Below are 13,715 nucleotides of genomic sequence, written 5' to 3'. Positions count from 1 at the left end.
TAAATTTGTGACGAAAACTTATTTTCCGCTATCTGACTTCGGGAGGGAAAAGATAAATTCCGTTCCGACTCCTTCCGTACTGATAACATTGATATTTTCATTATGTGCCTGAATAATCTCGCGGACTATGGAAAGACCAAGGCCGGTTCCTTTTTTGTCTTTTCCGCGGGAAAGATCGCTTTTGTAGAAACGTTCCCAGATCTTACTGAGATCTTCTTTCGGAATACCGATTCCATAATCTTTAACAGAAACAAAAACTTTCTCTCCCCGCTCCGTTGTCTCCACTGTGACTGTAGACTGTGGATTGCTGAATTTGATGGCGTTATCCAGCAGATTGTAAAGTACCTGCTGGATCTTGCTGTGATCAGCATGGACGTAGAGGACCCTGGAAGCAAGCAGGAGTTCGATGGATATTTTCCTGGATGTGCAGGCTCCTTCAAAGGAGGCGGCTACCTGCTTGATCATTTCATGGAGATCAAAGGATTCCTTGTTCAGAAGAAGCTCCTTTGTATCAAATTCATTAAGCGTCAGAAGATCCCGTGTCAGGTCTGTCAGACGTTCCGTTTCAAAGAGAATAATACCCAGATATTTACTCTGAAGCTCCACCGGGATTGTACCATCGGCAATTGCCTCCACATATCCCTTGATGGAAGTCAGAGGGGATCGAAAATCATGCGACACATTGGCAACAAATTTTTTCTGATAATCCTCCATATCTTTGAGATGAGCGGACATATAGTTCAGCGAAGCGGAAAGATATCCGATTTCGTCCTGTGAATTTACCGGGATCTCATAGTCCAGATTCCCTGAGGCGTACTGTTTGGCAGCTTCCGTAATCTTGCGCAGAGGCAGATAAATAATCAGATGAATACCGAGGAAGATTGTAAACGAAAGCAGATAAATGACAGCCAGAGTGATATAAACGGAATGCATGATGCTGTGCTGCTGATCCTCGAAATAGGAGACCGGCTTATGTACGATAAGATATCCTTTTGTGGAAAATCCTTCTGTTACCGGGACAATCATGGTAAGAACTTCTTCTGAATAATATCCATGATAATCGCCGGTCAGATACTGTTCACCTCCGGATTCCGCCGGATCAAAGTCACGGATCTGCTCCGGAACTATGGCGGAGCCGGAGGAGGAAACGGACAATAATACATTTCCCTCTGTATCCGTAAGCCAGAGATCCGCTTCCAGATAGACATTTACTCCGTTCAGCATTGCCCTCGTCGAAGAAGCGGTAGTCTCTTTCGAATAATAATCAGTAAGGTAGTCGGTTGCCAGAATGGTTGCTTCCCGGTACAGCCTGGATGCATCCTCGTCACGGATGGTATCGAGAATAAGCTGTGCTCCAAGTGTGGCAGCTGTGAAAAGGCTTAAAAAACCGAAAATAATATACAATATGATAAATTTCAGGTAGAGATTGCTGTGCATTGTTTATTTTACCTCAAATTTGTATCCGATTCCCCAGACAGTGCTGAGGCCCCACCCGCTGTGATCTTTGATTTTCTCACGGAGACGCTTGATATGGACGTCCACGGTACGGGTATCCCCGATGTATTCATATCCCCAGATCTGATCAAGAAGCTGCTCTCTTGTAAAGACCTGATTCGGGGAAGCGGCAAGAAAATATAAAAGTTCAAGCTCCTTTGGCGGCATATCCACGCGCTGTCCATCGACAACTACGGAGTAGTTGGTAAGATTGATGGAAATTCCCGGATATTCGACACATTTTCCCTTTGACGGGTCCGGACTTTCCGGCTTTGCCGGCTGGTAACGGCGGAGCACAGCCTTGACACGGGCCACAAGCTCCTTGGAATCAAACGGCTTGATGATATAATCATCCGCACCAAGTTCCAGTCCGAGCACCTTATCAAAGACTTCTCCTTTGGCTGAAAGCATGATGATCGGTACGTTGGATCTGGAACGGATTTCCCGGCAGACCTGATAACCGTCAATGCCCGGCAGCATCAGGTCAAGAAGGATCAGATTCGGCTGATAAGAATCGAAAGCCTTCAGTGCCGCCTCTCCGTCATAGACCATACGGGTATCAAAACATTCCTTGGTCAGATAAAGACTGATCAATTCGGCAATATTTTCATCATCGTCTACAATTAAAATTTTCTGTTTTGTAGTCATAACTTCCTCCCTATTTGAATTCAACGATAGTAACTCCTGCGTCTCCTTCGCCAAAAGCGCCGAGACGGTAGGACTTGACATGTTTCTGTCTCTTTAAATACTGGTGGACAGCATTGCGGAGCGCGCCCGTTCCTTTTCCGTGTACGACACGGACCGGACTGATATGTGCCAGATAAGCATCATCCAGATATTTGTCCAGAAGAGCTACCGCTTCGTCTGTCGTCCGGCCGATCAGATTGATCTCCGGGCTCACGCTCAGTGATTTGCCCATCTTCATCTTTCCGGATGAAGTGCGGCGTGTCTGTTTGGAAACATAGGAAACCGGTTCGTCAATGATATCCAGATCAGTGATCGGAACCTTGGACCGGAGAATTCCCATCTGTACTTCTACATTTCCTCTTGAATCCGGAAGAGTATGAACGGTTCCGGTCAGATTCATGCTGAGCACCTTGACGGCGGTGCCAAGTTTAAAGTCGGACGGCTTATAAGCCTTCTTTGGTTTTGCCTTTTCCAGAGAAACGGAAGAAGAGGTCTTTGCCATCTTCTGGCGCAGTTTTTCACGCTCTTTTTCCATCTCGGATGCAGAAATATTTTCCTTTCCGAATTTACGGAAATTACGCATAGTTTCATCCGCATAATCTTTTGCACTCTGAAGGATACGACCGGCCTTTTCATTGGCTTCCCGAATGATCCGGTCTCTCTGGGCATCCAGCTTTTCCTGTTTTTCTTTTGTACGTTTGCGGAGCATTTCCAGTTCCTCTTTGTAAGCCTGAATCTCCGCCTGCTCCTTTTCAATTGTACGGCGGCTGTGTTCCAGATCGCTTAACAGCTCTTCAAAGGACTCTTCCTGATCACTCAGGTGCGTCCGGGCCTCTTCAATAATCTCATCTGAAAGACCGAGCTTCTTTGAGATGGCAAATGCATTACTTTTCCCCGGAATTCCAATGAGCAGATGATATGTCGGGCGGAGGGTCTCCACATCAAACTCACAGCAGGCATTTTCTACACCTTCGGTGGTGAGCGCAAAAACTTTCAGCTCACTGTAGTGTGTGGTAGCCATCGTGCGGATTCCACGTCTGTGGAGGCTTGAGAGAATAGCAATGGCAAGGGCTGCTCCCTCTGTCGGGTCTGTCCCGGCGCCAAGCTCATCGAACAGGACGAGAGAACGCTCATCGACCTGTTCCAGAAAAGAAACGATATTCGTCATATGGGAAGAGAAGGTACTAAGACTCTGCTCAATACTCTGTTCATCTCCGATATCTGCATACACCTCTGTGAAGACTGAAAGCTCCGACCGGTCAAGCGCCGGAATGTGAAGTCCCGCCTGACCCATAAGAGTAAACAGTCCGGTTGTCTTCAAAGAGACGGTCTTTCCGCCGGTATTCGGCCCCGTGACAATCAGAAGATCAAACTCGTCACCGAGGCGGATCGTGGTCGGTACCACTCTGGCCTTGTCAAGGAGCGGATGCCGTCCTTCGCGGATATGAATCCGCCCTTCCTGATTGAATACCGGGCGGGAACCGTTTAAATCAACGGCAAAGCTTCCTCTTGCAAAAATGAAATCCAGATTTGTCAGCATTTCGTAATCAACGCGGATCTCATCACTGTGTTCCGCAGCCATAGTGCTTAAGTTTGCCAGAATTACCTGAATTTCCTCCTGCTCTTTTGCATGAAGCTCCATCAGATCATTATTCAGTTTAACAATAGCCATCGGCTCGATGAATAAAGTAGAGCCGGTGGAGGACTGGTCGTGGATCATCCCTTTGACCTGACTGCGGTATTCGGCCTTGACCGGGAGACAGTACCGGTCTCCACGCATGGTTACAATGGCGTCCTGCAGATAATTACGCATGGAACCGTTTACCATACTGTTCAAGGTGGAGTGAATCCTGCCGCCTGATGCCTGAATGTTGCGGCGGATCTTTAAAAGATTACTGCTGGCGTCATCAGCAATTACATCTTCTTCCAGAATACAGCGCCGTATCTCGGAAGCGGCTCTGGATACCGGCTCCAGACGCTGGAAATAAGAATCCAGACAGTCCGGCACCTCATCGACCGTATCATGCCGGCCGTATGCTTTCGCCTGGCCTGCACATTCCAGCAGACGCCCGATGGCAAGAAGCTCGGCGGCACTGAGTGAAGCCCCCAGATCCAGACGCTTTAACGACGCTTCCACCGGGACACATCCTCCGAAGGAGGGCATTCCCTTCTTGACGATCCGGGTAAACGCTGCGGCGGTCTCTTCCTGCATTTGCTCAATCACAGACAAGTCCGTCTGGGGAAGAAGACTGAGGCAGCGCTCTTTTCCGCTTTCCGATGCGGCATGATCTGCGAGGAGCTGTATAATTTTATCATATTCTAATTTACGTAATGTTTTCGTATTCATGAAAATCCCCTGTCTATACATACTTTGTCAAATATCATTTTACCCTATTTGCCTTCTAAAATAAAGGAGAAAAAAAGGTTAAATATTGAACATTGGGAGGTGTTACGGTATACTATAAAAAGGGATTAAAAAGGAGAAATACGATGTCTGCCCAATTTCAAGATGATGATGAGAAGAAGGAAGAAAAAGACTCCTATTCTTTTTTGAAGGAAACGATCAAAAAACCCCCGGTGGATAAGCGGGTGGTGGCATTAAAGATTCTGAGGGTCGCGGGCCTGGGACTGATTTTCGGACTTATGGCGTGTGTTGGGTTTGTTGTGGCCAAACCATGGGTAGATGAGCATATCGGAAATACGAGGACAAATGTGACGATTCCGCAGGATGAGCAGACGGAGGAGGAAGATGAGACTGAATCAGGAGACGGGCAGGCCGCTGTTCCATCACTGACGATTGAAAATTATCAGCAGATGATAGATGAGATGAATCGGATTGCAGATACTGTGGAGAAAAGTGTTGTTGTGATCAAAGGGACTGTACCGGCTTCCGGGGACGGCCAGACAGCCGGCGTAAGCCAGAGCCGTTCCGGAATCATTGTGGCAGACAATGGAGTGGAGCTTTTGATCCTGACAGGAGACAGTATCTTTGAGAGCGGCAAGACAGTGACAGCTACATTCTACGATGGCAACGAGGTGCCGGCTTCTTTAAAACAGCAGGACAGGAATCTGGGAATTGCAGTCTATGCGGTTGAGAAGTCGCGCCTTTCTCAGAACACCGTGTTGCAGGCAGCAGTAGCGGCGCTTGGAAATTCCAATCTTGTGTCCGCCGGCGATCCGGTGATCGCATTGGGGGCTCCGTTTGGTTCAGAGGGCGGGGTAAGTTTCGGGACTGTCAGCGGAACAGAAAGACAGCAGTATCTCTGTGACGGCCAGTATCAGATGATTGAGACGGATATGGTGCGTGTGGACGGCGCAAGCGGAGTTCTGGTAGATTTAAGCGGAGAGATTATCGGGCTGATCGATGAGGACGAAGACGGTACGTCAGGAGTCATTACCGCTTTCGCGATTTCCGAATTAAAAGAAGAGATCGAACTCCTTTCAAACGGTATTTCTGCAGCATACCTTGGAATCAATGGAACCGAAGTGTCAGATGCAGTTGCGGACAGTCAGGATATGCCCAAAGGGGTCTATGTAAGTTCTGTCATGCCGGATTCACCGGCCATGCAGGCAGGAATTCAGAGTGGAGACATTATTACAGCGATCGGGGATACCAAGATCTATACTTTAAAAGGGCTCAAAGAGGAGCTTATGGATTACCGGCCGGGACGTCAGATTACGATCAAAGGACAGCGTAGAGGATCGGAGGAATATGTGGACGTACAGTTTGATGTTACGCTGGCCGGGGCAGAATAATGAATTTAGAAAGAGGAAAAAAATGAGATATATCAAGGAACTGCATGAAGGAGAAACCATTCGTGCCATTTATTTATGCAAATCAAAAAGAAGCGCAGAGACAAGAAACGGGAAACCATATGACAACCTGATTCTGCAGGATAAAACCGGCACACTGGACGGAAAAATCTGGGATCCGAATTCCAACGGGATCGCTGACTATGATGAAAAGGACTTCGTGGAGATTGTCGGAGAGGTTACGACTTATAACAACAATCTGCAGCTCAATATCAAACAGCTCAGAAAAGCGCAGGAAGACGAATATGTGCTGTCGGACTATATGCCGACCAGTGACCGGGATGCGGAAGAGATGTACAAAGAGCTCCTGGAGTTTGCGGGGATGATCAAAAATCCATATCTGAAGCAGGCGGTTGAATACTATTTCGTAAAAGATGAGGAGTTTATCCGGAAGTTTAAAAATCATTCCGCGGCCAAGAGTGTTCATCACGGATTCTGCGGGGGCCTGCTGGAACATACATTAAGCATTTTAAATCTTTGCCGTTATTACCTTGCGGCCTATGATTTCCTGAGCGGAGATCTCCTGTATGCAGCGGCTATGTATCATGACATCGGAAAGACAAAGGAACTGTCTGCATTTCCGGAAAATGATTACACAGATGACGGGCAGCTTCTTGGACATATTATTATTGGTGTGGAAATGCTGGATGACGCAATCCGTACAATACCGGGATTTCCGCCAAAGCTTGCAAGTGAGTTGAAACACTGCATTCTTGCGCATCACGGAGAACTGGAATATGGTTCTCCGAAAAAGCCTGCACTTGCAGAGGCCATGGCACTCAATCTTGCTGATATGACAGATGCCAAGATGCAGACGATGAAAGAGCTGTTTAAGGATAAAAATACGACAGAGTGGATCGGATATAACAGACTGTTTGAGTCAAACTTAAGAAAATCAAGTTTGTCATAGAGGGAAGTAAGAGAAGTAGATGAAAAATGTACTGGATGTAATTGCGGAAAAAAAAGCGGCGCTGCCAAGAAAGCAGCGGATTGTCGCAGAATATATGGAACAGAATCCACAGTTGATGTCATACATTACCCTGAAAGAACTGAGTAACGATCTTCAGGTGACAGAGATTACAGTTCTTAAAACATGTCAGTCGTTAGGGTATGGCGGCTTCAATGATATCAAATACGAGTTCAGAAAAACAGCGATTGAAAAAAGAAAAACGGATGTTTTGGATGAAAAAAACTCCTATACGGAAACGATTCCGGCATACGAATCAGAAGATGAAAGAAAGTTTTTAAAATCTGTCGGAGATAATGAGGCCCAGATGATTGTACGGTTCTGGGAAGAAACAGATATTGAGGCGATTTTTAAAGCGGCGGGGATGATTCTTGGAAAGAAGAAAATATATATTTGCGGGAGAGGAATTTCTTTTTTACTTGCAAAATGTATGGTTGATTATCTTTATGGGTGTAATTGTTTTGCCAGTGCGGTCAATACAGAACTGAACGAGGAAGTATATGGAGTGCTTTCTGAATTGAATGAAGATGCCATTATGGTGGCGGTATCTTTCCCGGACTATTATTTTATGACGCTGAAACTTGCGGAGTTCGCAAAGAAAAATCGTGTGACGATCCTTGCGATTACGGATGCCCCAAATGCGGAGGTGACAGAGTTCGCAGACTTTACACTGACGGTACCGTCTATGACACGGGCATTTCTCAATACACTTTCTGCACCGATGTTTCTTGTAAATCTGTTGACCTCTGCAGTCAAAATTTTGAAAAATGATAAAAAGGATTCCGAAAAAGAGAAGGAATTTTCGGAACTGCTTTAGATGGAAAAGAATCCTGATGACAGGATTCTTTTTTTGTACAGTAAACCCTATACTTCTGCGAGGTGATGTGTTAAATAAAAGTAATAGGAATTTGTCAAATATGCATAAAATAATCAGAAATAAACTGTAAGAAATATAGTATTTACCTTCTATTATTGACTATATATAGACAAACTATATAGCGAGTGCTATACTTATAGACAAACAAAAATTAAGTATTTACATTATAGTAAGGAGGTACACATGAAAAAGAAAATTTTATCAGTCATGCTTGTAGGTATTATGACGCTTTCACTTGCGGCATGTGGAGGAAACAATGAAGAGAGCGGTACCAGTGATGTAACAGTAGATGGAAATCAGCTGGATGCGGAGCAGTACTACAATACGTACTTGTCGTCTGATCCGACGACGCTGGACAGCGTCAAGGGAAATGATACTTACAGCTGGAGTATCCTTCTGAACATTATGGAGCCGTTAACCAGACTGGACGAGCAGGACGGGGAAAATGTCAGAGTGGCGGCAGGTGCAGAAAGCTGGGAGTCCAACGATGACGGAACGGTCTGGACATTCCATCTTAATGACAACAAATGGTCTGATGGCGAGCCTGTTACTGCAGGCGATTATGTATACGGTATTCAGCGGACACTAAATCCGGATTCCGGGTCAGTCAATTCCTATCTGATTACCTGTATCAAGAATGGAGAAGCTGTTAATAATGGAGAGATGTCCGTAGATCAGCTGGGAGTAAGAGCAGTAGATGACAAGACATTGGAGATTACACTGGAACAGCCGACGCCGTACTTTTTGTCTTTGACAGATACAAGAGCGATGCTTCCGCAAAGGCAGGATATTGTAGAACAGTACGGTGATACATACGGTGCAGAAGCTTCCAATATAGTGTGCAACGGGCCGTTTAAAATTGAATCGTGGACACATAACTCAGAAATTGTAGTCACAAAGAATGATGAGTACTGGGATGCGGACAATGTATATCTGGATAAAGTAACCTGGCAGATTATTCAGGAGGAGACAACCGTATTTAACTCTTTTGACAGCGGATCACTCGACACCTGTTCTTCGGGAACACCGGAGTGGATCGATCGTTTCAGCGAAAAGGACGGAGTGGAAAGTTATGAGTATGAAAACACAACTGTCCGCTACCATTTCTATAATACACAGGATGAACTTTTCCAGAACGAAAATATCCGGAAGGCATTTACCTATGCAATCGACCGGGACGATGTAAACAGCACGATTTATTTTGATATTCACAAGCCGTCCTACAGTTGGGTAATGGGACCGGTTACAACAGGCGAGAATGGATTCTATCGTGAACAGGTAGGTGAAAATCCGCTTCAGGATATTATGGGAGAACAGGATCCAAAAGAACTGCTCTTAAAGGGCATGGAGGAACTGGGACTTGGAGATGACCCGTCAACGATCACGGTGACATTAAGTGTTGGCGGAACCACACAGTGGCTCCGGACATACGGTGAATATTTCCAGCAGAAATTTAAAGATGTTCTGGGTGTCAATATCGAGTTGGAACAGAACGAGTGGGGAACATTCCAGTCCAAGACAAACTCCGGTGACTATCAGATGGGCTATATGTCCTGGACAATCGACTACAACGACCCGATTTCCATGCTGGAGATTATGAAATCTGATGCAGGTTCGATTCCGACATTCTGGCAGAACGATGAATACGACAGCCTGATTGAGCAGGCATCCCGGGAAATGGATGAGTCGGCGCGTACAGAACTCTATAAGCAGGCAGAGCAGATCCTTCTTGAGGAATGTCCGGTCTGCCCGGTTACGAACGAAGTATATCATGGATTCGTATATTCTTATGTTAAAAACGTTGCTACAACACCGTTCAATACAATGGGCATGAAGAAGGTCTATACAAGCGGAAGATAGCAAATGAAAAGCCAGCCGCCGCCAACTGGCGGCGGCACTTTTTTACCTGAAAGGTTCTGCGGGCCGTGTATAAGGGCCTTTTAACATAGTAAGGAGATACCACATGAAAAAATATATTATCAAACGAATTATTTATATGCTTATCACTATGCTGATTATTACAGCGGCAACCTTTTTCCTGATGCACAGCATTCCGGGAGATCCGCTGTCCTATATGGCAAGGAATCTTCCTGAACAAACGAGGGAAAACTACTATGCAACTTATGGACTTGATAAGCCGGTATTTGAACAGTTTATCATTTTTATGAAAAATCTGTTGACAGAAGGCAGTCTGGGAGAATCACTTCGATATCCGGGCCGTTCCATCACAGATACAATTCTTCAGAATTCCCAGGTTTCTGTAGTACCGGGAGGACTGGCACTGATATTTGGTCTGATTATCGGTATCATTCTTGGAATTATTGCTGCTCTGAAGAAGAACAAATGGCCGGATTATGTTGTCATGTTTATTGCGATTGTTGGCATTACGGTTCCGGTTTTCATTCTGGCGTCATTGTTCCAGTATGTATTTGCAGTAAGACTTCAGATTCTTCCTACCCAGGGATGGGGACAGCCGGAAAATATCATCCTTCCGGCCGTTGTCATGAGTTTCGGAACGATTGCCACCTATGCCAGATATGTAAAGTCCAACATGCTTGATGTGATGGGGCAGGATTATATCCTGACGGCAGAGGCAAAAGGAGTAAGCCGGTTTAATGTAATTAAAAAGCATGTTCTGAGAAATGCATTCCTTCCGTGTATCACGCTTCTTGGAGGGCAGATTTCCGGTATTTTCACGGGCTCCTTCGTTGTGGAAAAGATTTTCGGAATTCCGGGACTTGGATTTTATTATATCAGCTCTATTAATGACCGTGACTATACCATGATTATCGGAACGACAATTTTTGCGGCCGGCCTGTTTATTCTGGCACAGCTTATTATTGATATTGCATACAGTCTTCTCGATCCGAGAATCCGTGTACAGTAGGAGGTAGAGCCATGACAGCAGAAAACAAAAGAAATGAAGCAATGATGCCGGATATACCGGATGAAAAGTTTACGATTATCGGGATCGATGAAAATGCCGGAGAAGTGCTGGCCAGAAAACGAATCAGTTACTGGCAGGATGCATGGCGCAGATTCCGGGAAAATAAAATTGCCCTTGTGGCGGCAGTGATTCTGATTGTGATGATATTTTTTATTATTTTTGGACCGATGATCAGCGGATATGAATTTGAAGAAATTGACAATACTGCGATCAATCAGGGACCGAGTGCGAAGCACTGGTTTGGAACGGATAATCTTGGAAGAGATCTGTTTGCCCGTGTATGGCAGGCAGGGCGGGTTTCTCTTATCATAGGTCTGGTCGGTGCATTTGTGGCAAGTATTGTAGGATCGATCTACGGGGGAATTGCCGCATATTTTGGCGGTGTAGTTGATGATATTATGATGCGTATTGTAGAAATTCTCCTGAGTGTACCGTATCTGCTGATTGTTATTCTGATTTCCGTTATTACGGACAGTAAGAGCCTTGGAACGATGCTTGTGGCGCTGACACTGACCGGGTGGTGCGGGATTGCAAGGATTGTGCGAGGGCAGATGCTGCAGCTGAAATCCCAGGAATTTGTGCTGGCGGCCAATGCCCTTGGAGTATCGCCGATCCGGATTATTTTAAAACATATGATTCCGAATACAATGAGTCTGATTATTGTCGCAATCACCTTTGATATTCCGGGGTATATTTTTTCGGAGGCCTTCCTGAGTTATGTAGGGCTGGGAATTCAGGCTCCGCAGACAAGCTGGGGTGCGCTTTGCGCGGCAGCACAGCAGAACTTCATGTTCTATCCATATCAGCTTTTGTTTCCGGGTATCATGATTGCACTTACCATGTTGTCCTTCACGCTTCTGGGAGATGGACTACGTGATGCACTGGACCCAAAACAGAGAAAATAAACGGGGAGGAAAGACAATGGAAACTAATGAAAAAATCCTGGAGGTGGAGAACCTTCATGTATCATTTCATACCTATGCCGGAGAAGTCAAAGCGGTGCGCGGAGTTGATTTTGAACTGAAACGTGGAGAAACACTTGCATTTGTAGGAGAATCCGGATGCGGGAAATCGGTTACGGCAAAATCCATTATGAGACTTTTAAAACCTCCGGTTGCGGAGATTAAGCCGGAATCCAGAATTATCTGTAACGGCAGGGATGTAATGAAAATGACCGGAAAGGAACTGTATGCTTTCCGGGGAGATGAAATCAGCATGATTTTTCAGGATCCAATGACATCCTTGAATCCGACAATGAAAGTCGGAAAACAGATTATGGAAAGCCTGATGCTTCACAGAAATATGAATAAGAAAGAAGCACGGGAAGAGGCTGTTCGGATGCTTAAGATGGTAAACATTCCAGGCGCGGAAAAAAGAGTGGATAATTATCCGCATGAAATGTCAGGAGGAATGAGACAGAGAGTTATGATTGCCATGGCTCTTGCATGTAATCCTAAGATTCTGATTGCAGATGAGCCAACAACAGCACTGGATGTTACGATTCAAGCGCAGATTATGGATCTGATGCGTGAACTGAAGGAAAAAATGAATACGGCAATTATACTCGTAACGCATGATCTTGGAGTAGTTGCGAATTTTGCCGACCGGATTCAGGTTATGTATGCAGGACAGATTCTGGAGCGGGGAACCGCAAAAGAAATTTTTTACGAGAGCAGACATCCGTATACATGGGCGCTGTTAAGTTCTGTACCTAAAAAAGGAAATGAATCCAAAGAGGAACTGTATGCTCTGAAGGGGACACCGCCGGATCTGATTCTGCCATTGAATGAATGTCCTTTTGCTTCGAGATGTGAATACTGCATGGGAATCTGTAAGGAGCAAAATCCAATGGAAACGTCAATCACTGATACTCATAAGGTTTCGTGCTGGCTGATGCATCCAAAGGCACCGAAGGTAAAATCCTTTTACGACAGGGAGGGACGATAATGGAGGAAAAGATGGGAAAAGCACCAAACTCAGAATATATTCTTGAAGCAGTTGACCTGTGTAAATATTTTAAGGCCGGAAGAAAGCAGTATGTTAAGGCGGTTGACCATGTGAACATCCGCATGAGACACGGAGAGACGCTGGGGCTTGTAGGAGAATCCGGATGCGGAAAAACAACAACAGGAAGAACAATGATCCGTCTATATGAACCGACTTCGGGAAAGATTCTTTTTGAAGGTCAGGATATTTCAAAACTGAAGGGGAAAGAACTCCTGCATTTTAAGAAAAATGTACAGATTATTTTTCAGGATCCCTATGCTTCGCTGGATCCACGTATGACGATTGGCGAGATTATTTCCGAGGGAATGGATGTTCATATGAAGCTTTCGGAAGAAGAGAAAGAAAAACGTGTCAATGATCTGTTGCGGAAAGTCGGACTGAATACTGAATACGCAAACCGATTTGCACATGAACTGTCCGGCGGGCAGAGACAGAGAATTGGAATTGCACGTGCGCTTGCAGTGGAACCAAAATTTATAGTCTGCGATGAACCGATTTCGGCCCTGGACGTTTCGATTCAGGCACAGGTAGTTAATCTTCTGATGAAACTTCAGCGGGAGATGGGGCTTACATATTTGTTTATCTCTCACGATCTGTCAATGATTCAGCATATTTCCGATCGTGTAGGAGTGATGTATCTGGGATCAATCGTGGAACTGGCACCTGAAAAAACAATTTATTCTGCATCGAAACATCCGTACACACAGGCGCTGATTTCAGCGATTCCGGTTGCGGATCCGGAGGCCGATACCGAGAAAGACCGGATCAAGCTGGAAGGGGAGGTGCCAAGTCCTCTGAATCCGCCGTCCGGATGTAAATTCAGAACAAGATGCCGGTATGCGACAGAGCGGTGCGCTGCAGAGGCACCGGTACTTCGGGAAGTGGAACCGGATCATTTTGTGGCGTGCCATCTATGCGAATAA

General features: G+C 45.6%; 11 protein-coding genes. 8 read left to right on the top strand and 3 right to left on the bottom strand.

The window, feature by feature from the left end:
* Positions 1 to 18: 18 nt before the first annotated feature.
* Genes B5G11_RS00155 through B5G11_RS00145 form a run of 3 tightly spaced genes read right to left on the bottom strand, consistent with a single transcriptional unit; the run spans position 19 to position 4,528 of the window.
* On the bottom strand, positions 19 to 1,437 hold the full coding sequence (locus tag B5G11_RS00155; protein ID WP_087166699.1) for a HAMP domain-containing sensor histidine kinase: 1,419 nt from the start codon (positions 1,435 to 1,437) through the stop codon (positions 19 to 21).
* Between the two features lie 3 nt (positions 1,438 to 1,440).
* The gene (locus tag B5G11_RS00150) at positions 1,441 to 2,142 is read right to left on the bottom strand and encodes a response regulator transcription factor (protein ID WP_087166700.1); all 702 of its coding nucleotides are present in this window, start codon (positions 2,140 to 2,142) and stop codon (positions 1,441 to 1,443) included.
* A gap of 10 nt (positions 2,143 to 2,152) precedes the next feature.
* Positions 2,153 to 4,528, bottom strand: coding sequence for an endonuclease MutS2 (locus B5G11_RS00145; protein ID WP_087251781.1), 2,376 nt, complete (start codon positions 4,526 to 4,528; stop codon positions 2,153 to 2,155).
* Between the two features lie 143 nt (positions 4,529 to 4,671).
* On the opposite strand from B5G11_RS00145, the gene B5G11_RS00140 reads away from it, so the two are divergent.
* From B5G11_RS00140 to B5G11_RS00105, 8 genes are all read left to right on the top strand, one after another.
* Entirely contained in the window at positions 4,672 to 5,937 is a 1,266-nt protein-coding gene (locus B5G11_RS00140; RefSeq protein ID WP_087251780.1) for a S1C family serine protease, read from the top strand.
* 22 nt (positions 5,938 to 5,959) lie between these two features.
* A complete protein-coding gene (locus B5G11_RS00135) occupies positions 5,960 to 6,904 on the top strand; it encodes an HD domain-containing protein (protein WP_087251779.1) in 945 nt (314 codons plus the stop codon).
* Positions 6,905 to 6,923: 19 nt separating this feature from the next.
* Entirely contained in the window at positions 6,924 to 7,778 is an 855-nt protein-coding gene (locus B5G11_RS00130) for a MurR/RpiR family transcriptional regulator (RefSeq protein ID WP_087251778.1), read from the top strand.
* Between the two features lie 243 nt (positions 7,779 to 8,021).
* Entirely contained in the window at positions 8,022 to 9,698 is a 1,677-nt protein-coding gene (locus B5G11_RS00125; RefSeq protein ID WP_087251777.1) for a peptide ABC transporter substrate-binding protein, read from the top strand.
* Positions 9,699 to 9,801: 103 nt separating this feature from the next.
* Positions 9,802 to 10,725, top strand: a complete 924-nt coding sequence (locus tag B5G11_RS00120; RefSeq protein ID WP_087251776.1) for an ABC transporter permease — start codon at positions 9,802 to 9,804, stop codon at positions 10,723 to 10,725.
* A 44-nt stretch (positions 10,726 to 10,769) separates the two neighbouring features.
* Positions 10,770 to 11,690, top strand: a complete 921-nt coding sequence (locus tag B5G11_RS00115) for an ABC transporter permease (RefSeq protein ID WP_087251914.1) — start codon at positions 10,770 to 10,772, stop codon at positions 11,688 to 11,690.
* Between the two features lie 16 nt (positions 11,691 to 11,706).
* Positions 11,707 to 12,732: an ABC transporter ATP-binding protein gene (locus tag B5G11_RS00110; protein WP_087251913.1), complete on the top strand. Its 1,026-nt coding sequence runs from the start codon at positions 11,707 to 11,709 to the stop codon at positions 12,730 to 12,732.
* Positions 12,732 to 13,715, top strand: coding sequence for an oligopeptide/dipeptide ABC transporter ATP-binding protein (locus tag B5G11_RS00105; RefSeq protein WP_242958815.1), 984 nt, complete (start codon positions 12,732 to 12,734; stop codon positions 13,713 to 13,715). Before B5G11_RS00110 ends, B5G11_RS00105 begins: the two co-directional genes overlap by 1 nt.

It is taken from the genome of Drancourtella sp. An57 (assembly GCF_002161525.1).
In the GTDB taxonomy this organism is placed as follows: Bacteria; Bacillota; Clostridia; order Lachnospirales; family Lachnospiraceae; genus Sellimonas; species Sellimonas catena.
The sequence above is the reverse complement of the archived record's forward strand: the minus strand, read 5'-3'. Positions and strand labels throughout refer to the sequence as shown.

Excerpts from the sequence above, each read along its gene's own strand:
- B5G11_RS00155 (WP_087166699.1), bottom strand. The coding sequence starts at position 1,437 with ATGCACAGCAATCTCTACCTGAAATTTATCATATTGTATATTATTTTC.
- B5G11_RS00150 (WP_087166700.1), bottom strand. The coding sequence starts at position 2,142 with ATGACTACAAAACAGAAAATTTTAATTGTAGACGATGATGAAAATATT.
- B5G11_RS00145 (WP_087251781.1), bottom strand. The coding sequence starts at position 4,528 with ATGAATACGAAAACATTACGTAAATTAGAATATGATAAAATTATACAG.
- B5G11_RS00140 (WP_087251780.1), top strand. The coding sequence starts at position 4,672 with ATGTCTGCCCAATTTCAAGATGATGATGAGAAGAAGGAAGAAAAAGAC.
- B5G11_RS00135 (WP_087251779.1), top strand. The coding sequence starts at position 5,960 with ATGAGATATATCAAGGAACTGCATGAAGGAGAAACCATTCGTGCCATT.
- B5G11_RS00130 (WP_087251778.1), top strand. The coding sequence starts at position 6,924 with ATGAAAAATGTACTGGATGTAATTGCGGAAAAAAAAGCGGCGCTGCCA.
- B5G11_RS00125 (WP_087251777.1), top strand. The coding sequence starts at position 8,022 with ATGAAAAAGAAAATTTTATCAGTCATGCTTGTAGGTATTATGACGCTT.
- B5G11_RS00120 (WP_087251776.1), top strand. The coding sequence starts at position 9,802 with ATGAAAAAATATATTATCAAACGAATTATTTATATGCTTATCACTATG.
- B5G11_RS00115 (WP_087251914.1), top strand. The coding sequence starts at position 10,770 with ATGCCGGATATACCGGATGAAAAGTTTACGATTATCGGGATCGATGAA.
- B5G11_RS00110 (WP_087251913.1), top strand. The coding sequence starts at position 11,707 with ATGGAAACTAATGAAAAAATCCTGGAGGTGGAGAACCTTCATGTATCA.
- B5G11_RS00105 (WP_242958815.1), top strand. The coding sequence starts at position 12,732 with ATGGAGGAAAAGATGGGAAAAGCACCAAACTCAGAATATATTCTTGAA.